Below are 25120 nucleotides of genomic sequence, written 5' to 3'. Positions count from 1 at the left end.
GCCTGAGGCCGATGGGCGCCGATGCCCACGACGAGGAGTGCGTGATGACCTGGAAGATCGAGCTCATCTTCATGCCGGTGACCGACGTCGACCGCTCGAAGGAGTTCTACACGAAGATCGGATTCAACCCCGACCACGATCAGGTGCCGTATGAGGGTCTGCGTTTCGTGCAGATGACTCCGCCCGGTTCCGCCTGCTCGATCGCCTTCGGCACGGGGCTGGAGATTCCCCTCGAGCCCGGTCAGCAGAAGACCATCCAGGTGGTGGTGCCGAACGCTGATGAAGCCAAGGCTCAGCTCGAGGCCGTGGGGGTGACGACCAAGGGCGTCGAAGACCTGGGCTGGGGTCGCTTCGTCTGGTTCGACGATCCCGACGGCAACACCTGGACTCTTCAGGAACTGCCGGACTACAGCGCGCAGGCCTGACGCGGCGGGAGAGCCGAGGTCAGCGCGCGGAGATCGTGCGCAAAGCCTCCGGCGCGCCCTCCGGAAAGAGCACGCGGACGCCGGACTCGATGTCCGCGAGGGGCACCCAGCGCACAGGACTGCCCTCATCGAGGATGCGGAGCTCTGCGTCGAGAGGCACGGCATCGAGCGCTGCGGAGGACACTGCGAAGACGTGGGCGATCTCGTGCCCGGGTTCGCCCTCGTACGTGAAGATGTTCTCGAAGACGCCGAGCGGCTCGGCGCCGTCGAGCTCGACGCCGAGCTCTTCCATGAACTCTCGCCGGAGCGCCTCCACCGCCGTCTCACCGAACTCGATCCCGCCGCCGATCGCCCGGAGGAAGTCGAGTCCGCGTGAGTGGTCGTGTCCTTCGAGGGCGAGCAGATGCCCGTCCTTCACAGGGAGGCCGACGGCGATGTTGCGGATGGCAGGCATCTCGGAAGGCTAACGCAGGAGGCCAGGTGCGGGGTTCACGCCAGGCGGAACGCCCCGCCGGAGACCTCGATGCCTCCGGTCGGCGGGATAGTCACGGTGAGCAGACTGGGCCTGCGCACGTGCGCGCCCTGATGGATCCGGACGGTCCGCTCCGTGTGTCCCAGGTCGCGCAGGTAGGCGCCGACGGATGCTGCCGCGGATCCCGTCGCCGGGTCTTCGGTGATGCGACCGACCGGGAACAGGTTGCGCGCGTCGAAGTCCGCAGGACCGACCGCGTGCAGCACCGTCACAGTGCCGAGCCACCCCTGCTCGCGCATGAGCGTGGCGACATCGGCGGGAAAGAAGCGGAACTGGTCGAACAGCTCTCGATCACGGAGAGCGATGACCGGATGCCAATTGCCGGCGAACGACTCCTTCGGGGGGAAGCGCTCGTCGAGGTCCGTGACCTCGACGCTCAACAGGCTCAGGAGCGTCTGGAGAATCGACGCGTCGAGATCGCGCACCTGGGGCTCGACACTCGTGAATGCCACGGTGATCCGACCGTCTGCGTCGGCGGCCGACTGCAGCGTAACGGCGCCGGCATCGGTGTCGAAGACCACATCGCCGACACCGTCGCGCTCGGCGAGGGCGACGGCGGTCGCGACCGTCGCGTGACCGCAGAACGGCACTTCGGCAGCAGGTGACCAATAGCGCACTCGATAACGCGGCACCCGTGCATCCGCCGCCCGGCCGACGACGAACGCGGTCTCTGAGTATCCGACGTCGGCGGCGATGCGCAGCATCCGCACGTCGGTCATGCCTCCCGCATCGAGGACGACACCTGCAGGGTTTCCGCCATCAGGGGTCGCCGCGAAGGCGCTGTAGCGCAGGACGTCGAGGTCATCGGTCATGACGAGGAGCCTAGCGATCGGATGGCCTCACGAGTTCACGCGGATGATCTCCTGCTGGTACGGCGCGATCACATCGCCCGAGATGCGGAGGTCGAGCAGGAGGAATCGTCGCGTCGCGGAATCCTCGAGCGCCCAGGTGCTGAGCCGATCGAGATCCGCGAGGGTCTTCACGACGACTCCCTCGGCTCCCACAGCTGCGCCGAAAGCGGCGAAGTCGACCTCGGGGATCCGCATCGGCCCCTCCGCGAGCCCCTTGAGGCCGTAGAGGTTGACCTCGGCGCCGTACGCCGCGTCGTTCCAGATCACCGCGATGCCGCGGCCCTGGGCTGCACGGACGGCTGACTCGAGATCGGCGATCGCCATCAGCCCGCCGCCGTCGCCCGACGTCAGCACGACGGTCGACTCGCGGCGGGCGAGGGCCGCGCCGACGACACTCGGCCAACCCTGTCCGATCGACTGGAAGGCGGTGCCGACCATCATCATCCGGTCGGGTGCCTCGACGGGCCAGTACATGTTCGCCCAGCCGATGAAGTGCCCGCCGTCGGAAACGACGACACGGTCGCCGGGCAGCAGCTCGGCGATGCGGCGAGCGGCGGATCGTGGATCCAGGCGGCCGTCTGCGGCGAGGTCGTCTCCCGCGTCGTAGGTGCGTGCGGCGGCGACATCGACGGTCTCGCGCCACGGCCTTCCGGGCACAGCTCCGGATGCCGGGAGTGACTCGCCGTCCGCGAGTCCTGATGTCTCGGTGTGGCGTGCATCAGCTCCGAAGCTGTGCTCGGCAGGGGCGATCTCGGGACCTGAACCGGAGACGAGGGAGCCGACCCGGGTGACGAGCTCCTCTGCGGCGAGGCGGGCATCCGCGCGGACGAAGCCGCCGACATGAGGATGGGTGGCTGCAGGGGCGATGTCGATCTGGAACACACGGGTGCCCGGAGCGAAGAGTTCGCCGAAGCGCATCGTGAACTGGTTGAGCGAGGCGCCGAACACGACGGCGACGTCGGCGCTGCGCACGAGATCCATGGCTCCGTCGGCACCGAAACCACCGGTGACGCCCAGGTCGTACTGCGACTCGGGGAAGACTCCGCGACCGAGTGCCGACGATGCCGTGAGTGCACCTGTCAGGCGGGCGAGGTCGCCCAGCGCATCACCCGCGCCGGAAAGCCACGCGCCGCGACCGGCGAGCAGGAACGGGCGGGATGCTCCGGCCAGCGCTGCGGCGATCTCATCCAACGTTCCCGCGGCGAACTCGCCCCGAGGGGCGAGCGGCGCGGGGAGGCGGGGCGCCGGTGCCTCGGGCACAGCGCCGGCCTCGAGTGCGGCCACATCGTAGGGGATGGCCAGCACGACCGGCACGCGGTAGGTCAGCGCGTGCTCGATCGCGATCACGGTGGTCGCGGCGGCATCCGCGCGACCGACCGTATACGTGCGGGCGCCGACGGCGGAGGCGAGTGCGATCTGATCGACGTCCCACGGGCGAGGGCCCGAGGTCGGCTCGTCGCCGACCACGAGCACGAGCGGCACATGCGCCTGGACGGCCTCGGCGAGAGCCGTGAGCGTGTTCGTGAAGCCCGCGCCGTAGGTCGAGGTGCCGGCGGCGATGCGTCCGGAGGCCCTGAAGTGCGCGTCGGCCGCGACGACAGCGCCCTGCTCGTGGCGGACAGCCGTGAAGACCGCATCCGTCTGCGTCTCGATGGCGTCGAGGAAGTAGGCGTTGCCGTTGCCCATCACGCCGAAGACGGCATCGATGTGCTGGGCGAGGGTGTGGGCGACGTGCGCGGAGACGGTGGGCATGGTGGAGCCTTTCGAGACAGGGACGGAGAACGTGCGATTCCGTATGTGTCTCGCGCCCGCGTCATCGCGGGGTGCTTCGTGCCTCTTTTTCAGGCACCGGCGGCAGAGAGCGCCGGACGAGTCGATCTTACAGCCGCGCGCGCTGTCGCGGCTCCGTCTTGTGCGCGTAACACCACCGAAACGGTGACAGGGAAACATGCGGTCATGGAGTCGCTGTTCAACGGATACACCTCGCGTCGATCACCGAAGCGGGCGGGGGCCGCGCCGTGGGATGAGATGTTCCCCGCGGACGCGGCGCCAGGGGGCGAGGGCGTTCGCCTTCCCTACAAGGACATGTATCCGGCGCTCGCGCGCATGGACGACGCGGAGCTCCGAGCTCGCACGGATGCGCTCGCGAGTTCGTATCTCGCCCAGGGAGTGACGTTCGACTTCGCAGGCGAGGAACGTCCGTTCCCTCTCGACGTGGTTCCTCGGGTGATCGCCGCCGACGACTGGACGCTGGTCGAATCCGGCGTGAAGCAGCGCGTGCGGGCGCTCGAGGCCTTCCTGGCCGATGCCTACGGGCCGCAGCGGGCGGTGCAGGACGGGGTGATCCCCGCGCCGCTGATCAGCTCGTCCTCGCACTTCCATCGTCAGGCGGCGGGGATCGTGGGGGCGAACGGGGTGCGCATCCACGTCGCGGGCATCGACGTCATCCGCGACGAGGCGGGAGCCTGGCGGGTGCTCGAGGATAACGTGCGCGTGCCCAGCGGCGTCAGTTACGTGCTCGCCAACCGGAGGGTCATGGCGCAGACGCTCCCCGAGCTGTTCACGAGTCTCCGTGTGCGTCCGGTCGTCGACTATCCCGGCCATCTGCTGCAGGCTCTGCGTGCGGCGGCGCCCGCGGGCGTCGACGATCCGACGGTGGTGGTGCTGACCCCCGGTGTGCACAACTCGGCCTATTACGAGCACACGCTGCTGGCCCGCATGATGGGCATCGAGCTGGTCGAGGGACGCGACCTCTTCTGCTCGGGCGGTCGCGTGTGGATGCACACCACAGCCGGTCCCACCCGAGTAGACGTGATCTATCGACGGGTCGATGACGAGTTCCTCGACCCGCAGCAGTTCCGCCCGAATTCCGTGCTCGGGGCCCCGGGGCTGATGCTCGCCGCCAGACTCGGCAACGTGACGCTCGCGAACGCCATCGGCAACGGGGTCGCCGACGACAAGCTCGTCTACACGTACGTGCCCGATCTGATCCGCTACTACCTGGGGGAGGAGCCGGTGCTCCCGAACGTCGACACCTGGCGGCTCGAGGAACCGGATGCTCTCGAAGAGGTGCTCGATCGGCTCGACGAACTCGTCGTGAAGCCGGTCGACGGCTCGGGCGGCAAAGGCCTCGTCGTCGGACCGGACGCCTCGCGCGAGACGCTCGACGAGCTCCGCAAGACGCTGCTCGCCGATCCGCGAGGGTGGATCGCGCAGCCCGTCGTGCAGCTGTCGACCATCCCCACTCTCGTCGAAGACGGGTTCCGGCCGCGGCACGTCGATCTGCGTCCGTTCGCCGTCAACGACGGACAGGACATCTGGGTGCTCCCCGGCGGACTCACGAGGGTGGCGCTGCCCGAGGGGCAGCTGGTCGTGAACTCCAGTCAGGGCGGAGGGTCGAAGGACACCTGGGTGCTGGACCCGTCTCTGTTCACAGGACCGACGACGACAGTGACGGGCGAGCCCGATCCCGCGGCCGATGAGGTGTCTCTCGCCACGGGGGCGATCGCGATCGTGTCACCGCATCGGGAGGAATCGCATCAGCCGTTCCTCTCCTCTCCGCAGGACGAGGACCTCGAGCTGCGTCACCACCAGCAACAGCAGCAGCAACAGCAGCAACAGCAGCAACAGCAGGGGGGTGCGTCGTGCTGAGTCGTATCGCGGAGGCGCTGTTCTGGATCGGACGATATGTCGAGCGGGCGGACGGCACCGCACGCATCCTCGACGTGCACCTGCAACTGCTGCTCGAGGATCCGTGGGTCGAGGAGGACACCGCCTGCCGCGCGCTCCTCTCGGTCATGGGCACGACCGCCGACGATGACACTGTGCTGAGCCGTGACGACGTGGTGCGGCTCCTCGCGCTGGATCGGGACCACTCCGCGTCGATCGCTCACTCGATCGCCTCCGCGAGGGAGAACGCGCGCCGTGCGCGCGAGATCATCTCGACGGATCTCTGGGAGACGCTCAACGAGTCGAACGCGCGGATGCCGCGGCGGATCGCCTCCGACAAGACGCACCCGTTCTTCCGGTGGGTGCGCGATCGGTCGGCGCTCGCCTTCGGGGTCGTGGACTCGTCGACGAGCAGGGACGAGGCCTGGCACTTCTTCGTCCTCGGCCGCTCGATCGAGCGCGCCGACATGACCGCTCGTCTGCTGGCGACGCGGTCGCTCACAGAGGCCGGTGGACCCAGCTGGACGACGCTGCTGCGCAGCTGCGGCGCATACGAGGCCCACCTGCGCAGCCATCGGGCCGTGCCGACCGGGGCCTCCGCGGTGGAGTTCCTGCTCGTCGATCGGCTGTTCCCGCGGTCGGTGCTCTCGAGCATCCTCCAGGCCGAGGACTGCCTGCGCGGGATCGATCCTGCGGGCGCCTTCGGAACCCCGGATCGCGCCCACAGGGTGCTGGGCCGAATGCGCTCCGAGTTGGAGTACCGACCGATCGGCGACACCGTGCATCGTCTGTCCGAGAGCATGGAGGAGGTCCAGGTGGGGATGTCGGTGGCGAGTGATGCGATCAGAGAGCGGTACTTCCCGTCGATCGCGATGCCCGTGTGGATCGGAGAGGCGCTGTGAGCCGGCTCCGGATCGTGCACCGCACGGGATTCCGCTACGAGCACCCGGCGACGGCGTCGTACAACGAGGCGCGGATGCTGCCGCACTCGCGTGAGGGGCAGTTCGTGCTGCAGGCGACTCTCGACATCTCGCCGACAGCGACGCAGCACTCGTATGCGGACTACTGGGACACGCGCGTCTCGACCTTCGAGGTGCTCACCCCGCATCAGGAGCTCTCGGTCACGGCGACGAGCGTGGTCGACGTCAGACCGCTGCCCCACGCGGGTATCGGCATCGACTGGGACGAGCTCGCGGCAAGGATCCCGCAGTCGCTCGCTCTCGCGGAATGCGTGACGCAGACGCCGGCGACCGACCCGGACGAGGAGATGCACGAGCTCGCGCTGCGGATCGAGGCAGAGGGCGGCGGGGTCGACGAGACGGCTTTCGAGATCTGCAAGACCGTGGGGGAGGCGATGGAGTATCGCAGCGGCGTGACAGGGGTGAGCTCCACGGCACGCGACGCCTGGCCGACGCGATCGGGTGTCTGTCAGGACATCGCGCATGTCGCGCTCGGGGTGCTCAGGGCCGCAGGGATCCCGGCGCGATACGTCTCCGGTTACCTCCACCCCGACCCCACGGCGGCGATCGGGCAGTCGGTGACAGGGGAGTCGCACGCCTGGGTGGAGTGGTACTCCGGCGAGTGGCGCGGCTACGATCCGACCAACCTCGTCGAGGTCGGGGAATCGCACGTCTACGTCGGACACGGCCGCGACTACGCCGACGTCCCGCCGCTCCGTGGCGTGTACGCCGGGCCCAGCGCATCCGAGCTCTTCGTGTCAGTCGAGATCACCCGCCTGGGGTGATCAGGTTCCTGGTCGGGGCAGCGTGCGGCAGTGGGGAAGAATGAGACGATGACGGATGCTTCGATCGAGCGCGAGACGCTCACCTGGGACGGCTTCGGATCGGCGACGCGAGATCTCGCGCGCAGCATCCTCGACAGCGGCTTCGTGCCCGAGGTCGTCGTGGCGATCGCCCGAGGCGGTCTGCTGCCGGCCGGCGCGATCGCCTATGGGCTCGGCGCGAAGAACTGCGGGGCGATCAACGTCGAGTTCTACACCGGCATCGGCACGGTTCTGGATGCGCCGGAGGTGCTTCCGCCCGAGCTCGACATGGCGTATCTCGACGGGCGGCGCGTGCTGCTCGTCGACGACGTCGCCGACTCGGGGCGCACCCTCGCGCTGGCCGTGCAGCTGCTGAAGGACAAGGGCGCCGACGTGCGCTCGGTCACGATCTACACGAAGCCCTCCACGATCATCCAGCCCGACTATGCCTGGAAGGACACGGATCTCTGGATCAACTTCCCATGGTCGTTCCAGGGCACCGTCCGCGAAGAGGACCTCGGGCTCGCTCCGAGCGCCTGAGCTCACCCTCGCAGCAGCGCGCGCAGCGTCTGAATCGTGTCGGCGCCTGACGGCGTCTTATCGGGTCGATAGCCCTTGACTCTGGCGAAACGCAGGGCGATGCCACCGGGGTAGCGGGGCGATCGCTGCACGCCGTCGATGGCGATCTCGACCACGAACTCGGGGCGCAGGAACACGGTGCTCTGCGTGCGCCTCGTCTCGAGAGGTGGAAAGTTCTCGGTCTGCCAGCGCAGCAGTTCGTCGGTGAGTCCCTTGAAGGTCTTGCCGACCATCACGAATCCACCCGGCTCGCCGAACTCTCCGTCGGGATCGAGCGCACCGAGATGGAGATTCGACAGCCACCCCTGGCGACGGCCCGAACCCCACTCGGCGGCGAGCACGACGAGGTCGTACGTCAGCACCGGCTTCACCTTCACCCAGGACTTGCCGCGGCGCCCTGCGGAATAGGGAGCGTCGACTCCCTTGACGAGCACGCCCTCGTGCCCGGCCGCCAGAGCGTCACGGGACAGCTGCTCGGCGGCTGCGGGATCGTCGGTCACGATGCCCGGCATGCGCCATTCGTCGACGACCCGCTCGAGCTCGACCAGGCGGGTGGAGAGCGGCTCGTCGAGCAGATCGCGCCCGTCGACGTGCAGCACGTCGAAGAACCAGGGCCGCAGCACGAGGTCGCGCGAGACGTCGGCCCCGAACCGCGACATGGTCTCCTGGAAGGGGCGAGGGCCGCCGTCCTCATCGAGCGACAGCGTCTCTCCGTCGAGGATCAGGTCGTGAGCGGGGAGGCTTCGCACGATCTCGACGATCTCGGGCACGCGGTGCGTGATGTCGGCGAGGCTGCGGGTGTAGACGCTCACGGCGTCGCCGCTGCGGTGCACCTGGATGCGCGCACCGTCGAGCTTGTACTCGACCGAGGCGCGCCCCGTGACCTCGAGCGCAGCAGTCGGAGTGGCGGCAGTCGAGGCGAGCATCGGCAGCACCGGGCGACCGACCTGCAGGCCGACGGCCTCGAGAGCATCGGCGCTTCCGTGGAGGGCGAGCACGGCGGTCTCGCCCAGGTCGCCGGACAGCATCGCGGCACGGCGCACGCTGGCGACCGGACGATCGGAGGCGCGTGCTATCGCGTCGAGCAGGACACCGCCGAGTGCACCGGTGCGCAGCTCCCCGAGCATCGCGCGCGACAGGAAGTCCCATTCGCCGGTGGTGGCGCGGCTGGCGAGGACGGAGAGGAGGCCGCTCCGTGCGGACGCAGATCCTGAGCCCGACGCATGGGTCAGGGTCTCGAAAGCGTCGTCGACATCGCTGATCGACAGCGACGGTGCATCGGCGTGCTGCACGTCGAGAGCTGAGATCCCTCGCCAGCCCACGCCGAGGCGCCCCTGACGAGGCGCCGCGAGAAGCAGTCCGACCAGGGCGGGGACGTCCTCCGCGTCAGCGCGCGCGAGCAGCTGCGACAGCGCATCGATCTTGGCGAGCCGCGATGAGGTCGCGGTGACGGTGTCTGCGGTGGTGACGAGCTCCGAGAGCAACATGCATGCAGTCTCGCATCGGCATCCGACATCGACGACGGCCTTGCTTTCGCCTGTCCTGCCGCAGTATGCACGCAGGCTCAGCGCCCGCGGAACTCCGGCGTGCGCTTCTCCTGGAACGCCGCGAAGCCCTCGCGGTAGTCATCGGTGTCGCAGAGCGCGGCCTGCGCGGCGTTCTCGACCTCGATCGAGTCCCACAGCGCGAGCCGCTCGTCGCGGATCCGGGAGACCAGCTGCTTGCTCGCGAGGAACGCCGCGGTGGCACCTCGCGCGGCGGTCGCCGCGGCATCCGTCGTCGTCCGCAGCACCTCGTCGTCGGGGAGGACGCGCGAGAACAGCCCCGATGTCACAGCTTCGGTGCCGCTCATCAGCCGACCCGTGTAGATGAGGTCGAGGGTCTTGTGCGCCCCGAGCCGCTCGACGAAGAGCGCATGGCCTCCGGAGTCGAGCGTGGCCCCCAGCGCGGCGAACGGCGAGCCGACCTTCGCCGACTCCGCGACGTAGACGACGTCGGTGGCGATCAGGAGTCCGAGTCCGACGCCCAGACAGGCGCCGTGTGCGACGGCGAAGGTCGGCGCGGGGAAGCGCGACATCCTCTGAAGCAGCGGCGTGACGAGGCCATCGAGGTAGCCCGAGACGTCATCGTCGCGCGGGTCGACCGCAGAGATGTCGCGGCCAGCGCAGAATGCCCGTCCCTCGCCGCGCAGCATGAGCGCGCGAACTCCTGCGGCATCGGCCTCGTCGTAGGCGCGTCCGAGATCGCGCAGTGCCTGCTCGTCGAGCGAGTTGAGCTTTGCCGGCGCGTTCAGGACGACCGTCGCCACGTCGTCCTCGATGGTGAGATCGATCATCGGATGCTCCTCAGACGTCGTAGTCGACCACGACGCGGTCGCTCGTCGGGTGGGACTGGCAGGTCAGCACGTAGCCGCGGTCGAGCTCGTCGGGCTCGAGGGCGTAGTTCTCGGTCATCGTCACGCTGCCCTCGATGACTCGTGCGCGACACGTGCCGCAGACGCCGCCCGCACACGCGAACGGCGCGTCGGGGCGCACCCGCAGTGCGGCGTTCAACACGGACTCGTGCGCGTCGACCGGACTCTCGACGGTCGAGGAGACGCCGTCGAGGTTGACCTCGATGCGGATCGTCTTCTCGCCCGCCCGCACCTCGACCGGTCGGGCCGTGCGCACCGGCTCATCGCCGGTCGTGAACAGCTCGAACCGGATGTGCTCCCGCGGCACACCCACCTCGGCGAGCACCTCCCTGCACAGGTCGACGAGCGAGAGCGGCCCGCAGAGGAACCATTCGTCGACGTCGGTCGGGTCTATCAGCAGCCCCAGGATGGTGCGCAGCTTCTCCTCGTCGATCCGCCCCGACAGCACCGGTGCCGTGCGCTGCTCGCGCGAGAGCACATGGTGCAGGGTCAGGCGCGTCGGGTATCGGTCCTTCAGATCGGCGAGGTCCTCGAGGAACATCACGTCGAGCGTCGAGCGGTTCGTGTACAGAAGCGTGAAGCGCGAGGTCTCAGAGCGCGTCAGCACCGTGTGCGCGAGAGCCATGAGCGGTGTGATGCCCGAGCCTGCCGCGATGCCCACGACGTGGCGCTGATCGAGGTCGTCGAGTCCCGAGGTGAAAGTGCCCTGCGGACTCATCACGTCGATCTCGAAGCCTGGATGCAGTCCCGTCTGCGCCCACGTGGAGAACAGGCCGCCCTCATCGCGCTTCACGGCGACGCTCAGCCGGGTCGGCATACCGGCCGCGATCTGCTCGTCCGTGCGATGCTCGGGGGCCCGGCACAGAGAGTACGACCGGCGCACCTCGGTGCCCTCGAGAGTCGTGCGCAGCGCCACGTACTGGCCGGGCAGGTGGTCGTAGTCGTCGGCGAGCTCTGCCGGGACGGTGAAGGTCACCTCGACCGAGTCCTCGGTGAGCGGCCTCACCTCTTCGACGGCGAGTGTGTGGAAGCGGGCGCGCTTCTTCGTCGTCGGCGCGGCTCGGTGCGCGGGGGGCGCCGGAGCGACGCCGGGGGAGGCGAACAGTGACATCAGTGCACCTTGAAATGGTCGAAGGGTTCGAGGCAGGCGCGGCATTCGAACAGCGCCTTGCACGAGGTGGATCCGAAGCGAGACACCTCACGGGTGTCCAGCGATCCGCACCGGGGGCACCGCACGCTGATGGCGAGGCGGATCGGGCCGGAGGAGATCGCCGAGCGTCCGGTCGGAGGGGCGATGCCGTACTGCGACAGCTTCTGCTTGCCGGCATCCGACATCCAGTCCGTCGTCCACGCGGGGGAGAGCACGAGTCGCACTTCGACGTTCTCGTAGCCGGCCACGGTCAGCGCCAGGATGACGTCGTCGCGGATCGTGTCCATCGCCGGGCATCCGCTGTACGTCGGCGTGATGTCGACCGTGACCGTGTCGCCGTCGACCGCGACGGCACGGAGCACACCGAGATCCTCGATCGTGAGCACCGGCACCTCGGGGTCGGCGACGTCCGCGGCGATCCGCCAGGCCGTCGCCTGGTCCGTCTCGAAGAGGTCGCGGCGTTTCGTCTCGCTCCGCTCGCTCGACGACCGGTGGTCCTCTGTGGTCACCACGATGCTCCCGGATGGCGCCTGGCGAGCACCTGCATCTCGGCGAGCAGGTGGCCGAGCGGTGTCGCGTGAGCGCCGCGTCTGCCGCCTGCCGAGGATGCCGAGACGGCAGGTGTCTCGAGCTCCGCCTCGGCGAAGACGGTGTCGACGACCGCGTCGAAGCCGGGGCGCAGTGTCGACGGCCGCGCAGCGGCATCGCCGAGCCGATCGATCAGGGGCTCATCGCGGAAGAGCTCGTCGACGTAGGGCCAGACATCGCCCAGCGCGCGGACGATACGCCGCCTCGACTCCTCGGTGCCCCCGGCGAGGCGAAGCACCCACTGCACTGCGTGGTCACGGTGGTAGTCGACCTCTTTGAGCGACTTCTCGGCGATCGCCGAGAAGGTCGCGTCGGAACTCCGCCGCAGGGCGGAGTAGAGCTCGAACATATAGGTCGACACGACGAACTGACGCGCGATCGTCTGCGCGAAGTCGCCGCCCGGCTGCTCGACGATCCAGGCACTGCGGAAGTCCGGCTCATCGCGGAAGTACGCCAGGTCGTCTTCGGAGCGCCCGTCGTACGATCCCGCGTAGTGCAGGAACGAGCGGGCATGGCCGAGCAGGTCGAGGGCGATGTTGCCGAGCGCGACGTCCTCCTCGAGCTCGGGTGCGCGGGCGATCCACTCGCCGAGCTGCTGAGAGAGGATCAGCGCGTCGTCGCCGAGCCACAGCGCGTATTCGGCGATGTCGGCGGATGCTGCGGCGGAGCCGGTTCCGGTGAGCTCCTCGCTCAGTCGCAGCTCGTCGACCGAGACGTCACCGTGGATATCACCGTGGATGTCGCCGTGCAGGTCTGCGTGGATGTCGTTCACAGGTGCGGCACCCCTTCGGACGCCGTGTAGTACACGGCGTGCCGGTAGTTCTTGCCGGCGGGGCTCTCGAAGTAGGCGCCCTTCGCGTCGGGGTCGCTGGTGGTGATCGCGTCCGCCGGGACGGCCCAGATCGACACGCCCTCGCCTCGGCGCGTGTAGAGGTCGCGGGCGTTGCGGATCGCCATCTCGGCATCCGGGGCGTGCAGGGATCCGACGTGCACGTGGCTCAGACCGCGATTCGCGCGGACGAAGACCTCCCAGAGGGGCCACGGTTCGCGTTCGTCGGCCCCCGGCGTCGCCATCATGCCACCGCCTTCGTCTTCAGCGCCTGCTTGCGCGCGTACTCGGCCGCGGCCTCGCGCACCCACGCGCCCTCCTCGTGCGCCGTGCGGCGGCGCTCGAGTCGTTCGGCGTTGCACGGGCCGTTGCCGCGCAGCACCTCGAAGAACTCGTCCCAGTCGATCTCGCCGATGACGTACTGCCCTGTCTCGTCATCGAAGCGCAGATCAGGGTCGGGCAGGGTGACGCCGAGGATCTCGGCCTGCGGCACGAGCATCCCGACGAACCGCTGGCGCAGCTCGTCGTTGGTGAAGCGCTTGATCTTCCACTTCATCGACTGGGCGGAATTGGGGGACTGGTCATCCGGCGGCCCGAACATCGCCAGGCTCGGCCAGTACCAGCGGTTCACCGCATCCTGCGCCATCTGCTTCTGCTCGTCGGTGCCCTGCATCAGGGAGAGCAGGATCTCGAAGCCCTGACGCTGGTGGAACGACTCCTCTTTGCACACACGCACCATCGCGCGGCCGTAGGGCCCGTACGACGCGCGGCACAGCGGCACCTGGTTGACGATCGCGGCGCCGTCGACGAGCCATCCGATCGCGCCCATGTCGGCCCAGGTGGGGGTGGGGTAGTTGAAGATCGACGAATACTTGGCCTTGCCGCTGATGAGCTGGTCCATCATCTCGTCGCGCGTGATCCCGAGGGTCTGTGCCGCGGAGTAGAGGTAGAGCCCGTGCCCGGCTTCGTCCTGCACCTTGGCCATCAGGATCGCCTTGCGCTTGAGGCTCGGCGCCCGGGTGATCCAATTGCCTTCGGGCTGCATGCCGATGATCTCGGAGTGCGCGTGCTGCGAGATCTGGCGGATCAGCGTCTTGCGATAGGCCTCGGGCATCCAGTCGCGGGGCTCGATGCGCTGCTCGTTCGCGATGAGCTCATCGAACAGGCGCTCGTCATCGGAGAGCTCGCCTTCGACGAGGGAGAGATCTGCGGGGCTGGTCATCATCGACTCCTCGGTATCCGATCGGCTTTACTGACCGGTCGTTAGGTAATTCTGACACGGAGGTCGCCAGCGCGCAAGGCGAGGGGTCAGCGAGAGCGCGAGACGAGGTCGAGGAGAGCTCTGCCGTACGCCTCGGAAGGATCCGGATGCTCGAATCTCAGCGTCTCGCCGCCGATCTCCACCTCGACGACGAACGCATCGGAGACGCGGGTGAGAGCGCGGAAGGTGCCCCGCAGCAGCTCGCGCAACTGGTCCTCGCGGGGAAGCCAGACAGCATCGGCGAGAGTGACGGCATCGAGTGCCCACTCGGTGGTGCCGTTGAACGCCAGATCAGTGCCGCTGGGCGTCTGACGAGCTTCGATCGTCATCTCGCTGACCGTGAAGACGTCGGCCTCGGCTTCGAGTTCGACCTCATCCGGCAGATCGAGCTGAAACCTGTCGCCCTCGGTCGGATGCCACACGAGACCGGCGTCGCGCAGGGATACGGCGAGCTCTCGGGTGATCATCGTTCCACGCTAGACGACGCGACCGGGTGCAGGGGCGTTCTGCCTGTGGATGAACGGCCCGCGGATGTCGGCGGCCTCAGGCAGAGTGGAGACATGACTTCTCCCGCCTCTGTCGACACCCGCACCGCTGCGCTCTCGGCGCTCCGCGAGCTGGTCGGTCGTCCTGACGCCGACTTCCACGACGGCCAGTACGAGGCGATCGAGGCGCTGGTCGAAGGGCGCCGCCGTGCGCTCGTGGTGCAGCGAACCGGCTGGGGCAAGTCCGCGGTCTACTTCGTCGCGACGCTGTTGCTGCGACGGCAGGGCGCGGGGCCGACCGTCCTGGTCTCGCCGCTGCTGGCGCTCATGCGCGATCAGATCGCCGCCGCCGAACGGGCGGGCGTGCGCGCCGTCGCGATCAACTCGACCAACGCGCACGAGTGGTCCGAGGTCATGGAGCAGCTCGACCGCGACGAGGTCGACGTGCTGCTCGTGTCCCCCGAGCGACTCAACAACCCTGCGTTCCGCGAGCAGCAGCTGCCGGCACTCGTGCGGCGGATAGGAATGCTGGTGGTCGACGAGGCGCACTGCATCAGCGACTGGGGGCACGACTTCCGCCCCGACTATCGGCGGCTACGCGATCTGATCGAGCAGATGCCGCCTCAGGTGCCGGTGCTCGCCACCACGGCGACCGCGAACAGCAGAGTCGTCGCAGACGTCGCCGAGCAGCTCGGCACCGGCGGCGGGGAATCCGCAGGCGACCGACCGGAGGTGCTGACGATCCGAGGCCCGCTCGCCCGCACCTCGCTGCGGTTGGGGGTGCTGCGCCTGCGCGATTCGGCGAGCCGGCTGGCGTGGTTACTGAGTCACATCGACGACCTCCCCGGTTCCGGCATCATCTACACCCTCACCGTCGCCGCCGCGGTCGACACCGCACGACTGCTGCGCGATCACGGCCACGAGGTGCGTGCGTACACGGGGCAGACCGACACCGATGAGCGCACCGAGTCCGAGGGGATGCTGAAGCGCAATGAGGTCAAGGCGCTCGTCGCCACGAGTGCACTCGGCATGGGGTTCGACAAACCCGACCTCGGGTTCGTGCTGCACCTGGGGGCGCCGTCGTCGCCTGTCGCGTACTACCAGCAGGTCGGTCGTGCCGGTCGTGCGAGTGAGAGCGCCGACGTCCTGCTGCTGCCGGGTGTCGAAGACCGTGACATCTGGCACTACTTCGCGACGGCGTCGATGCCCGACCGCGAGCGCGCGGAGCGCGTGATCGGAGCGCTCGGCGACCAGCCGATCTCGACTCCCGCTCTCGAGGCGATGGTCGACATCCGGCGCACGCCCCTCGAACTGCTGCTCAAGGTGCTCGACGTCGACGGTGCGGTGCGCCGGGTACAGGGCGGGTGGGTCGCGACCGGTCAGCCGTGGACGTACGACGCCGAGCGCTACGAACGCATCGCGGGTGAGCGTCGTGCCGAGCAGCAGCACATGATCGACTACGAGCAGACCGATGGCTGCCGGATGGAGTTCCTCCAGCGTTCCCTCGATGACGACACGGCGGCGCCCTGTGGTCGATGCGACAACTGCGCGGGAATCTGGTTCCCGAGCGAGATCGGTGAGTCCGCGACCACGCAGGCTGCGGAGTCGCTCGATCGGGTCGGTGTTCCGGTCGAACCGCGACGCGCCTGGCCGACAGGGGCCGACAAGCTCGACGTCCCGGTCAAGGGGCGCATCCCCACGGGGGAGCAGGCAGGGGAGGGGCGCGCGCTCGCCCGATTGACCGACCTCGGCTGGGGCGGCACCCTGCGGGAGCTCTTCGCGGCAGGAGCGCCCGACGCCGCCGTGACTCCGCAGGTGCTCGGCGGCTGCGTGCGGGTACTCGCCGGCTGGGGGTGGACAGAACGTCCCGTCGCAGTGGTGGCGATGCCGTCGCGCTCGCATCCGCTGCTCGTCGACTCACTCGCCCGCGGGATCTCGGAGATCGGGCGACTTCCGTATCTCGGCGCGCTCGACCTGGTGAACGGGGGACCGACGGGGCAGCCCGGTGGCAACAGCGTCTTCCGTCTCGCCGGTCTGTGGGGCAGGTTCAGCGCGCAGGGCCTCGACATCCCCGAGGGTCCGGTGCTCCTCGTCGACGACCTGGCCGACAGTCGATGGACTCTCACGGTCGCCGCACGCACGCTACGTCATGCCGGCGCCACGGAGGTCCTTCCGTTCGTGCTCGCGCTCCGCGGCTGACGCCGACGCTCCACCTTCGACTGGAGCACCTTCAGCGCAGGTCGTACACGCGCTTGTACTTGCCCTCGCTCCGCGGCAGAGTGCCGGGCTCCTCGACCTTGACGTCGACGCTGGTGCCGATGTGCATCTTGATGCGGTGGTGGAGCACCGCCGCCGCGGCGTCGCACTCCTCGGCGCTCAATGACGGGTGCCGCTCGATGCGCACTGTCATGGTGTCGAGGTGCGCGACATGGTGCAGCTCGAGCACGAAGTGCGGCGTCAGCGTCTCGATCCCCATCACGAGCTCCTCGATCTGGGTGGGGAAAAGGTTCACTCCGCGCAGGATGATCATGTCGTCATTGCGTCCGGTGATCTTCTCCATGCGTCGGAGGGCCGGATAGGTCGTGCCGGGAAGAAGTCGCGTCAGGTCGCGTGTGCGGTATCGGATGACAGGGAATGCCTCCTTGGTGAGAGAGGTGAACACCAGTTCGCCCAGCGCGCCGTCCGGCAGACGATCGCCCGTGTCGCCGTCGATGATCTCGGGCAGGAAGTGGTCCTCCCAGATGTGCGGCCCGTCTTTCGTGAGCACGCTCTCGCTCGCGACCCCGGGGCCCATGACCTCGCTGAGCCCGTAGATGTCGACCGCGTCGATGTTCAGTCGTCGCTCGATCTCCCGCCGCATCTCGTTCGTCCAGGGCTCTGCGCCGAGCACCGCCACCCGCAGCGACGTCTTCGTCGGATCGATCCCCGCCGCCTCCATCGCGTCCGCGATCGTGAGCAGGTAGCTGGGGGTGCAGAGGATCGCGTCCGGCTCGAAGTCGGTGATCAGCTGCACCTGCCGCGCGGTCTGTCCTCCCGACACGGGGATCACCGTGGCGCCGAGCCGCTCGATGCCCGCATGCGCGCCGAGGCCGCCGGTGAAGAGTCCGTAGCCGTAGGCGTTGTGGACCTTCATCCCCGCGCGGATGCCGGCCGCGTGCAGCGATCTCGCGATCAGATCGCTCCATCGGTCGAGGTCGCCCTCGGTGTAGCCGACGACGGTCGGACGCCCTGTCGTCCCGGAGGACGCGTGGATGCGCCGGACGTCGGGCATGGGAACGGCGAACATCCCGAACGGGTAGCTCTCACGCAGGTCGGCCTTGGTGGTGAAGGGCAGCTTCTGCACGTCGTCGAGCGTGCGGATGTCGTCGGGGTGCACGCCGTGCTCATCGAACTTGCGGCGATAGACCGGCACATTCTCGTACGCGTGGTGCACCGTCCACTGCAGACGCTCCAGCTGCAGGCGTGCGAGCGCCTCGGGTGCGTGCAGCTCCGGCTCGGTTCCGATCTCAGCACGGCTTTCGGTCTCGGTGCGTGTTTCGGTCATCGTCGACTCCTTCGTCGCAGGGGGGCGTATTCCATCAGATCGCGGATCTCGAGGGCTCGATCTGCCCGAGGCGTACGACCCTGTGCCGCGTGTGCACGAAGGGTCGTTGGGCCTGTACCGGCCGGCGTCCGCGCTCGTAGGCTCCGGATACCGGACGGAGCAGTCCGCGATCAAGGAGGATGCTGTGACCACGACGACGACGATCCTGGAGTCCATCACCGCGCCGGAGGGCGTCGGGCGCCCCATCCCGGACGCCGCGACGCGCGAGGTGATCGGCCATGCGCCCGTGCACTCGGTCGATGACCTGAACCGCGCCATCAGGAACGCCCGTGCCGCGCAGCCCGCGTGGGCGGCTCTCGGTCACGCCGAACGCAGCCGCATCCTCAACGCGATCGCCGACGACCTCGACGCGAACGCCGAGGAGCTGGCCGTGCTGCTCTCGCGAGAGCAGGGCAAGCCGCTGAACGGTCCGAACGCGCGCTTCGAAGTCGGGGCGTGCTCGGCCTGGACCCGCACCGCCGCAGACACCCCGCTCGAACCGGAGGTCGTCTTCGAAGCCGGCGAATCCCGCGCGGAGGTCCATTACGACCCGCTCGGTGTGGTCGGGGCGATCGGCCCGTGGAACTGGCCGATGATGATCACGGTCTGGCAGATCGCACCGTCGCTGCGCATGGGCAACACGGTGGTCGTCAAGCCGAGCGAGTTCACGCCTCTGTCGGTGCTCGCGCTCGCGGAGATCTTCAACCGGCACCTTCCGGAAGGCGTGCTGACGGTGATCTCGGGGGATCGCGAGGTGGGAGCGGCGATCGCCGCGCACCCCGACCTCGACAAGATCATGTTCACGGGGTCGACGGCCACGGGTCGCAGGATCGTCGAAGCATCCGCCCAGAGCCTCGCCCGCCTGACCCTCGAGCTCGGCGGCAACGACGCCGGCATCATCCTGCCCGGCACCGACATCGACGCGATCGCCGAGAACCTGTTCTGGGGCATCTTCATCAACACCGGTCAGACGTGCGCCGCTCTCAAGCGGCTGTACGTGCACGAGTCGCAGTACGAGCAGGTGGTCGAGACGCTCGCGAAGCTCGCCGACGCGATGCCGCTCGGCAACGGCCTCGACGAGGCCAACGTCCTCGGGCCGCTGCAGAACGAGAAGCAGTTCGACATCGTGTCCCGACTCGTCGATGACGCGAGGGAACTGGGTGCGCGGATCGTCACCGGAGGCGAGCCCGCTCCCGAGCACGGTCCGCTGTTCTACCGCACCACGGTCGTCGCCGACATCGACGACGGTGCCGCGCTCGTCGACGAGGAGCAGTTCGGCCCGGTGATCCCGGTCATCCGCTACTCCGACGTCGATGACGCCGTCCGCCGCGCGAACGACTCGACTCAGGGGCTCGGCGCGTCGGTCTGGTCGGACGATCCGGATGCCGCGAGCGAGGTGGCCAGGCGTGTGCAGGCCGGCACCGTCTGGATCAACCAGCACGGGGCGATCAACCCGCACGTGCCGTTCGGCGGCATCAAGGCCAGCGGCTACGGCCAGGAGTTCGGCGTGGCCGGGCTCAAGGCGGTCGCGGCCCCCAAGGTCATCCAGCGCTGAGGACCGCGCTGACGGCGCGCGCAGGCCAGGGCCGGAATCGTGATCGCACCGATTCCGGCCCTCACCATGCAGGGCAGCCCACACCGTGTCACCCGGCCTGCGACCGGTTGGTCGTGAGCGAGCGGCCTCGCACCTCGGCGACCACGTCACCTGATTCGTCGGTCACGGTCACGTCGTAGAGCCCGTTCCGGCCGCTGACGACCCGGCGAACGGCACGTGCCGTCAGGCGCTGGCCCGAGGTCGTCGACTTCAGGAAGGTGATGTCCGCTCCGCCGGCGACGGTGACCCGCTCGTCCTCGTTGCAGGCGATCGCGAAAGCGGTGTCTGCGAGCGTGAAGACCAGTCCGCCGTGCGTGATCGCGAAGCCGTTCAGCATGTCATCGCGCACTGTCATCGACACCACGGCCTCTCCCGGCGCGTCGAGCTCGATGACCATGCCGAGCATCGCCGAGGCGGCATCGCGCTGCATCATCGGCCTCATGCGGCCGCGACCTCGGGCGCCTGCTCTTTGTTCACCAGTGTGAGCACGTCATAGGTCGCGACGAGCTCGTCGCTCTGGTTGCGGATCACTGCGTCCCAGCGCACCTCGCCGTACTCGTCGGTCTCGCGCGGAGTGATCTGCTTCGCGGTGAGCTCGACCCTGATCGTGTCGCCCGGGGAGACCGGTGTGACGAAACGCAGGTTCTCCAGTCCGTAGTTCGCGAGCACCGGCCCGGGCTCCGGGTCGACGAAGAGACCGGCGGCCCACGAGACGAGCAGGTAGCCGTGCGCCACGCGTCCCGGGAAGAACGGGTTCGCCGCAGCGGCCGTCTCGTCCATGTGCGCATAGAAGGTGTCACCCGTGAAGTGCGCGAACGTCTCGATGTCGGCGAGTGTCACCTCACGCGATGCCGAGACGATCTGGTCGCCGATGCGGAGCTCTGCGAGCGACTTGCGGAACGGATGCCGTCCGTCGCTGTGCGCGGCGGCCCCCGCATGCCACACCCCGGTCAGCGCCGTGAGCATCTCGGGCGAACCCTGCACCGCTGTGCGCTGCATGTGGTGGAGCACCGCACGGATGCCGCCGAGCTCCTCGCCACCGCCGGCCCGGCCGGGGCCCCCGTGTACGAGGTTGGGGAGGGGCGAGCCGTGACCGGTCGACGATCGTGCGTCATCGCGGTCGAGCAGCAGCATCCGGCCGTTGAACGGGGCGATGCGTGCGGCGAGATCCACAGCCTGCACCGGGTCATGCGTCGCGATGCTGGTGACGAGCGAGCCGCCGCCTCGTGCCACGAGTGCTGCGGCGTCGGCAGTGGTGTCGTAGGTGAGCAGCGACGACACCGGGCCGAATGCCTCGATCGAGTGCGCTGCATCGGACTGCGAGTCGTCGAAGCGCAGCAGCAGCGGCGAGATGAACGCGCCCTCGGGAGAGAAACCCGTGCTGCCGTCGGTGAGCCGCACCTCGGGAGCATCCGTCGTCCCGATGACGATCCGTCCTCCCGCCGTCTGCAGCCTGCCCACCTGTCGCAGCACCTCGTCGCGCTGTGCGGTCGACGCGAGAGGGCCCATGGTGACGCCCTCGGCGCGGGGGTCGCCCAGCACGGTCTTGTCGGCGATGCGCGACTGCACGGCGGCGATCACGGCATCCGCCGAGCCTGTCGGCACGATCGCGCGGCGGATCGCCGTGCACTTCTGACCGGCTTTGCTCGTCATCTCGGTGACGAGCTGGCGCACATAGGCGTCGAATTCGGGCGTGCCCTCGACCGCGTCGGTGCCGAGCACCGAGGCGTTGATGGAGTCGGTCTCGGCGGTGAACCGCACGCCGCCCGTCTGCACCGCGGGGTGGGCCTTGAGGCACTCCGCCGTCGATGCGCTGCCGGTGAAGCCGACGATGTCGCCCAGCCGCAGGTTCTCGAAGAGGTCGGGAACGCTGCCGCTGACGAGCTGGAGCGATCCGTCGGGCAGCAGACCGGATTCGACGAGGATGCGCACCATCGCCTCGGCCAGGTATCCCGTGGGGGTGGCGGGCTTCACGACGGTCGGCATGCCGGCGAGGAACGCCGGAGCGAACTTCTCGAGTGATCCCCACACCGGGAAGTTGAAGGCGTTGATCTGCACGGCGACGCCGGGCAGCGTCGTGTAGACGTGGCGTCCGAGGAACGATCCGTCCTTCGAGAGTGGCTCGACCGGGCCGTCGACGTGCACGCGGCTGTTCGGCAGCTCACGTCGCCCCTTGCCGGAGTACGAGAAGAGCACCCCGATGCCGCCGTCGATATCGACCCATGAGTCGTTCTTCGTGGCGCCCGTGCGGGAGGACAGCGCGTACAGCTCGTCCTTGCGCTCAGTGAGTGCGAGGGCGAACTGCTTGAGCAGCACGGCGCGCTGGTGGAACGTGAGCGCCCCGAGGCTCTTCTGCCCCACGGAGCGAGCGTGCTCCAGCGCCCCCGCCAGATCCAGGCCGTCGGTGGAGACGAGCGTGACGACGTCTCCGGTCGACGCGTCACGGACCTCGGTGGAACGTTCGGGGGACGACGGCGTCCACCACTCGCCCCGGACGTAACTCGGCAGATACTCGGTCATCTCTCCTCGTTCCATGCGTAGAACCCTTCGCCGCTCTTGCGGCCGAGCTTTCCTTCGGCGACCATTCGTCGCAGCAGATCCGGCGGAGCGAACCGCGCGCCGAGCGTGCGCTCCAACTCTTCGGCGATGCCCAGGCGCACATCCAGGCCGACGACGTCCGTCGTGCGCAGCGGGCCCGTCGGATGCCGGTATCCCAGAGTCATGGCCGCATCGATGTCGGCTGCCGACGCGACGCCCTCCTCGAGCATCCTGATCGCCTCCAGCCCGAGCATCACGCCGAGTCGAGACGATGCGAACCCGGGGGAGTCGCTGACGACGATCGGCGTCTTGCCGAGCGCGGCCACCCATCCGGTCGCGCTCTCGACGGTCGCCGCGTCGGTAGCTGCGCCGCGCACGATCTCGACGAGCGCCGACGCGGGCACGGGGTTGAAGAAATGCAGACCGAGGAACCGCTCGGGGCGCAGGCGGCCGGCAGCCAGGTCATCGATCGAGATCGACGAGGTGTTGCTCGCCAGCGTCGCGTGCTCGGGCAGCGCCGCCTCGACACGGGCGAGTGCGTCGTCTTTCAGGGTGCGGTCCTCGGGCACCGCCTCGATCGCGAGGTCGACGGCGGCGAAGGCTGCGAGATCCTTGCCGGTCGTGAGGCGGCCGGCGAGCTCCGTCTCGTCCAGCGAGGGATCACGTTCGACAGATCTGCGGATGCTGTCGCCGATGCGGGCCCGTGCCGCGTCGGCGCTCGCGGCATCGCGCTCGACCACGCTGACGTGCGAGCCTGCGAGCAGGAACGCATGCGCGATGCCGGCTCCCATGCGCCCGCCGCCCAGCACTCCGACCCTGCGCGGCGCCTTCTCGCTGTCGCTCATCGGCTCTTCCTCTCCAGGAACGCGGTCATGCGGCGATGCTTCTCGGGCGACTCGAAGAGCTCGGCCTGCAGCTCGAGCTCGATCGCTGGATGCTGCGCGCGTGGGGTGCGCAGGGCGCGCTTCGTGTACTGCGTCGCCAGCGGGTCGTTCGCCGCGATCCGGTCGACGATCCCGTGCGCGGCGGCGAACAGTTCCTCGGCCGGATGCAGAGACGAGACCAGCCCCCAGCGCAGCGCCTCCTCGGCATCGAGCGCTCGCCCGGTGAACAGCAGCTCGCTCGCCCTGGCGTCGCCGACGATCTCGGGAAGCCGCCAGGTCGCACCGGCCGCAGCGATGATGCCGAGCCCGGTCTCGGGGTTGCCGATGCGGAGCGACGGCGTCGCGATGCGGATGTCCGCCGCGTAGGCGAGCTCGGCGCCACCGCCGAGCGCGTACCCGTCGATCGCCGCGATCACCGGCATCGGGAGCTCGTGGATGCGGATGAAGGCGGTCGCGTTGATGCCTCGCCTGGCGTCGTCTGCGGTGCGATCGCGCAGCTGGGCGATGTCCGCACCGGCGGCGAAGACCCCGCCCGAGCCCGTGAGGATCAGTGTGCGCGGCGACTCTTCGAGCATCGCGCACAGCTCGTGCAGCGCATCGACGGTCGCCTGATCGATGGCATTTCGCTTCTCGGGGCGGTCGAGCGTGGCGACGACGCGGTCGTCCTGCTCGTCGATGCGCAGGCTCACGTCAGACGCTCCACGATCATGGCGGTTCCCTGCCCGACGCCGACGCACATCGTCGCCAGTCCGTAGCGCGCTCCTTCGCGTTCGAGGCGTCCGAGCAGCGTCACGATCAGGCGCGAGCCGCTGGACCCGAGCGGATGGCCGAGCGCGATGGCGCCGCCGTCGGCGTTGACGATGGCCGGGTCGAGCCCCAGGCGTCGGATGCAGGCGAGCGACTGCGACGCGAAGGCCTCGTTCAGCTCGACGGCCCCGAGATCGCCGATCTGCAGCCCTGCCTTCGCGAGCGCCTTCTGCGTGGCCGGTACCGGCCCCAGTCCCATGATCTCGGGAGCGAGCGCAGCTGTCGCCGACGCGACGATCCGCGCGCGCGGACGCAGCCCGTGCCGTTCGACGGCCTCGGCGCTCGCCACGACGATCGCGGAGGCTCCGTCGTTCAGGGAGCTCGAGTTGCCGGCGGTGACGACCTCGCCGCCCGCGACGACTGCTCGCAGCTGTGCGAGCGCGTCGAGGGTGGTGTCCCGTCGCGGCCCCTCATCGATGTCGACGATTCCGCGGCCCGTCTCGACTCCGACGATCTCGGGGGCGAAGCGTCCCGCATCGATCGCGGCGATGGCCCGCTGGTGGCTCAGGAAGGCGAAGGCGTCGGCATCCTCCCGGGTGATCCCGTCGACACGGGCGACCTCTTCGGCCGTCTCGGGCATCGAGAACGTCGCCTTGTCGCGCTCGGTCAGTCGAGGATTGGTGAAGCGCCAGCCGATCGAGGTGTCGAACGAGGCCCCGGGCTTGGCCCACGCGCGCTCGGGTTTCGCCTGCACCCAGGGTGCTCTGGTCATGGATTCGACGCCGCCGGCGACGATGAGGTCGGCGTCTCCTGCGCGCACGGCGTTCGCGGCGAGGGCGATGGCCGACATCCCGGAGGCGCAGAGGCGGTTGACGGTCAGACCGGGGATCGAATCGGGGAGGCCGGCGAGCAGCACGGCCATGCGTGCGACGTTGCGGTTGTCCTCACCAGCCTGGTTCGCGGCTCCGAGGATCACCTCGTCGATCTCCTCCACGGGCACCGTGGATCTGCGGGCGGTCTCGCCTACCACGAGGGCTGCGAGGTCGTCGGGACGGACGGACGCGAGTGCGCCTCCATAGCGGCCGACGGGGGTGCGGACGCCATCGACGAGATAGGCCTCGGACATCGTCATCCTCTCGATCACCAACGCTGGCGATAATTTCAGACCGATCGGTCAGGAATACGATCTCAGATCGGCGGACGAATGGCAACTCATCGGGAATGACAGAC

24 protein-coding genes are annotated in these 25120 nt (G+C 68.8%); 7 read left to right on the top strand and 17 right to left on the bottom strand.

The window, feature by feature from the left end; translation table 11 throughout:
* Window positions 1-44 precede the first annotated feature (44 nt).
* The gene (locus ACQ4LY_RS00170) at window positions 45-425 is read left to right on the top strand and encodes a VOC family protein (RefSeq protein WP_431073945.1); all 381 of its coding nucleotides are present in this window, start codon (window positions 45-47) and stop codon (window positions 423-425) included.
* A 19-nt stretch (window positions 426-444) separates the two neighbouring features.
* Here ACQ4LY_RS00170 and ACQ4LY_RS00165 read toward each other — a convergent pair whose 3' ends face one another.
* The 3 genes from ACQ4LY_RS00165 to ACQ4LY_RS00155 are packed head-to-tail and all read right to left on the bottom strand — an operon-like array spanning window position 445 to window position 3560.
* A complete protein-coding gene (locus tag ACQ4LY_RS00165; RefSeq protein ID WP_431073943.1) occupies window positions 445-879 on the bottom strand; it encodes an NUDIX hydrolase in 435 nt (144 codons plus the stop codon).
* Between the two features lie 35 nt (window positions 880-914).
* Window positions 915-1769 carry a PhzF family phenazine biosynthesis protein gene (locus ACQ4LY_RS00160; protein ID WP_431073941.1) on the bottom strand — a complete coding sequence of 285 codons (855 nt, stop codon included), beginning with the start codon at window positions 1767-1769 and terminating at the stop codon, window positions 915-917.
* Between the two features lie 27 nt (window positions 1770-1796).
* The gene (locus ACQ4LY_RS00155; RefSeq protein ID WP_431073938.1) at window positions 1797-3560 is read right to left on the bottom strand and encodes a thiamine pyrophosphate-binding protein; all 1764 of its coding nucleotides are present in this window, start codon (window positions 3558-3560) and stop codon (window positions 1797-1799) included.
* A gap of 204 nt (window positions 3561-3764) precedes the next feature.
* Between ACQ4LY_RS00155 and ACQ4LY_RS00150 the strand changes: the two genes are divergently transcribed.
* From ACQ4LY_RS00150 to ACQ4LY_RS00135, 4 genes are read left to right on the top strand one after another with little or no spacing between them, the layout of a single operon-like run.
* On the top strand, window positions 3765-5459 hold the full coding sequence (locus tag ACQ4LY_RS00150) for a circularly permuted type 2 ATP-grasp protein (protein ID WP_431073936.1): 1695 nt from the start codon (window positions 3765-3767) through the stop codon (window positions 5457-5459).
* Window positions 5453-6379, top strand: coding sequence for an alpha-E domain-containing protein (locus tag ACQ4LY_RS00145; protein WP_431073934.1), 927 nt, complete (start codon window positions 5453-5455; stop codon window positions 6377-6379). The genes ACQ4LY_RS00150 and ACQ4LY_RS00145 overlap by 7 nt, the downstream gene beginning before the upstream one ends.
* Window positions 6376-7221 (top strand): transglutaminase family protein, encoded by an 846-nt coding sequence (locus ACQ4LY_RS00140; RefSeq protein WP_431073932.1) that lies wholly within the window; start codon window positions 6376-6378, stop codon window positions 7219-7221. The genes ACQ4LY_RS00145 and ACQ4LY_RS00140 overlap by 4 nt, the downstream gene beginning before the upstream one ends.
* A gap of 48 nt (window positions 7222-7269) precedes the next feature.
* Window positions 7270-7779: a phosphoribosyltransferase gene (locus ACQ4LY_RS00135; RefSeq protein WP_311242957.1), complete on the top strand. Its 510-nt coding sequence runs from the start codon at window positions 7270-7272 to the stop codon at window positions 7777-7779.
* A gap of 2 nt (window positions 7780-7781) precedes the next feature.
* On the opposite strand, the gene ACQ4LY_RS00130 is transcribed toward ACQ4LY_RS00135, so the two are convergent.
* The 8 genes from ACQ4LY_RS00130 to ACQ4LY_RS00095 all read right to left on the bottom strand — a co-directional run bounded on the left by ACQ4LY_RS00130 (window position 7782) and on the right by ACQ4LY_RS00095 (window position 14526).
* Window positions 7782-9305 (bottom strand): ATP-dependent DNA ligase, encoded by a 1524-nt coding sequence (locus tag ACQ4LY_RS00130; protein ID WP_431073930.1) that lies wholly within the window; start codon window positions 9303-9305, stop codon window positions 7782-7784.
* 77 nt (window positions 9306-9382) lie between these two features.
* Window positions 9383-10153 (bottom strand): enoyl-CoA hydratase/isomerase family protein, encoded by a 771-nt coding sequence (locus tag ACQ4LY_RS00125; protein ID WP_431073928.1) that lies wholly within the window; start codon window positions 10151-10153, stop codon window positions 9383-9385.
* A gap of 10 nt (window positions 10154-10163) precedes the next feature.
* Complete coding sequence (paaE, locus tag ACQ4LY_RS00120) at window positions 10164-11342, bottom strand: 1,2-phenylacetyl-CoA epoxidase subunit PaaE (RefSeq protein WP_431073926.1); 1179 nt, start codon at window positions 11340-11342, stop codon at window positions 10164-10166.
* A complete protein-coding gene (gene paaD, locus ACQ4LY_RS00115) occupies window positions 11342-11800 on the bottom strand; it encodes a 1,2-phenylacetyl-CoA epoxidase subunit PaaD (protein WP_431075727.1) in 459 nt (152 codons plus the stop codon). Before paaD ends, paaE begins: the two co-directional genes overlap by 1 nt.
* Before the next feature lie 86 nt (window positions 11801-11886).
* A complete protein-coding gene (gene paaC / locus ACQ4LY_RS00110) occupies window positions 11887-12741 on the bottom strand; it encodes a 1,2-phenylacetyl-CoA epoxidase subunit PaaC (RefSeq protein ID WP_431073924.1) in 855 nt (284 codons plus the stop codon).
* Window positions 12738-13043 (bottom strand): 1,2-phenylacetyl-CoA epoxidase subunit PaaB, encoded by a 306-nt coding sequence (paaB, locus tag ACQ4LY_RS00105; protein WP_136056072.1) that lies wholly within the window; start codon window positions 13041-13043, stop codon window positions 12738-12740. Before paaB ends, paaC begins: the two co-directional genes overlap by 4 nt.
* On the bottom strand, window positions 13043-14020 hold the full coding sequence (gene paaA / locus ACQ4LY_RS00100; RefSeq protein ID WP_431073922.1) for a 1,2-phenylacetyl-CoA epoxidase subunit PaaA: 978 nt from the start codon (window positions 14018-14020) through the stop codon (window positions 13043-13045). The genes paaB and paaA overlap by 1 nt, the downstream gene beginning before the upstream one ends.
* Window positions 14021-14106: 86 nt before the next feature.
* Window positions 14107-14526: a pilus assembly protein CpaE gene (locus ACQ4LY_RS00095; protein WP_431073920.1), complete on the bottom strand. Its 420-nt coding sequence runs from the start codon at window positions 14524-14526 to the stop codon at window positions 14107-14109.
* Window positions 14527-14619: 93 nt separating this feature from the next.
* Here ACQ4LY_RS00095 and ACQ4LY_RS00090 point away from each other — a divergent pair, with 93 nt between their 5' ends.
* Window positions 14620-16743, top strand: coding sequence for a RecQ family ATP-dependent DNA helicase (locus ACQ4LY_RS00090; RefSeq protein WP_431073919.1), 2124 nt, complete (start codon window positions 14620-14622; stop codon window positions 16741-16743).
* Window positions 16744-16774: 31 nt separating this feature from the next.
* Here the strand turns inward: ACQ4LY_RS00090 and paaK are convergent, their stop codons facing one another.
* Entirely contained in the window at window positions 16775-18088 is a 1314-nt protein-coding gene (gene paaK / locus ACQ4LY_RS00085; protein ID WP_431073917.1) for a phenylacetate--CoA ligase PaaK, read from the bottom strand.
* Window positions 18089-18272: 184 nt separating this feature from the next.
* Here paaK and ACQ4LY_RS00080 point away from each other — a divergent pair, with 184 nt between their 5' ends.
* Entirely contained in the window at window positions 18273-19682 is a 1410-nt protein-coding gene (locus ACQ4LY_RS00080; protein WP_431073915.1) for an aldehyde dehydrogenase family protein, read from the top strand.
* A gap of 88 nt (window positions 19683-19770) precedes the next feature.
* Here the strand turns inward: ACQ4LY_RS00080 and paaI are convergent, their stop codons facing one another.
* Genes paaI through ACQ4LY_RS00055 form a run of 5 tightly spaced genes read right to left on the bottom strand, consistent with a single transcriptional unit; the run spans window position 19771 to window position 25016 of the window.
* Entirely contained in the window at window positions 19771-20154 is a 384-nt protein-coding gene (paaI, locus tag ACQ4LY_RS00075) for a hydroxyphenylacetyl-CoA thioesterase PaaI (protein WP_431073913.1), read from the bottom strand.
* Between the two features lie 5 nt (window positions 20155-20159).
* Window positions 20160-22241 (bottom strand): phenylacetic acid degradation bifunctional protein PaaZ, encoded by a 2082-nt coding sequence (paaZ, locus tag ACQ4LY_RS00070; RefSeq protein WP_431073911.1) that lies wholly within the window; start codon window positions 22239-22241, stop codon window positions 20160-20162.
* Window positions 22238-23104, bottom strand: coding sequence for a 3-hydroxyacyl-CoA dehydrogenase family protein (locus ACQ4LY_RS00065; protein ID WP_431073909.1), 867 nt, complete (start codon window positions 23102-23104; stop codon window positions 22238-22240). The genes paaZ and ACQ4LY_RS00065 overlap by 4 nt, the downstream gene beginning before the upstream one ends.
* Window positions 23101-23832, bottom strand: a complete 732-nt coding sequence (locus ACQ4LY_RS00060; protein WP_431073907.1) for an enoyl-CoA hydratase/isomerase family protein — start codon at window positions 23830-23832, stop codon at window positions 23101-23103. The genes ACQ4LY_RS00065 and ACQ4LY_RS00060 overlap by 4 nt, the downstream gene beginning before the upstream one ends.
* On the bottom strand, window positions 23829-25016 hold the full coding sequence (locus ACQ4LY_RS00055) for a thiolase family protein (protein ID WP_431073905.1): 1188 nt from the start codon (window positions 25014-25016) through the stop codon (window positions 23829-23831). Before ACQ4LY_RS00055 ends, ACQ4LY_RS00060 begins: the two co-directional genes overlap by 4 nt.
* Window positions 25017-25120: the final 104 nt, after the last annotated feature.

Origin of the sequence: Microbacterium phyllosphaerae, assembly GCF_050628115.1 — a bacterium.
Taxonomy (GTDB): domain Bacteria; phylum Actinomycetota; class Actinomycetes; order Actinomycetales; family Microbacteriaceae; genus Microbacterium; species Microbacterium phyllosphaerae_A.
Note: the sequence above shows the minus strand (reverse complement) of the source record. Positions and strands in the feature narration are given on the sequence as shown.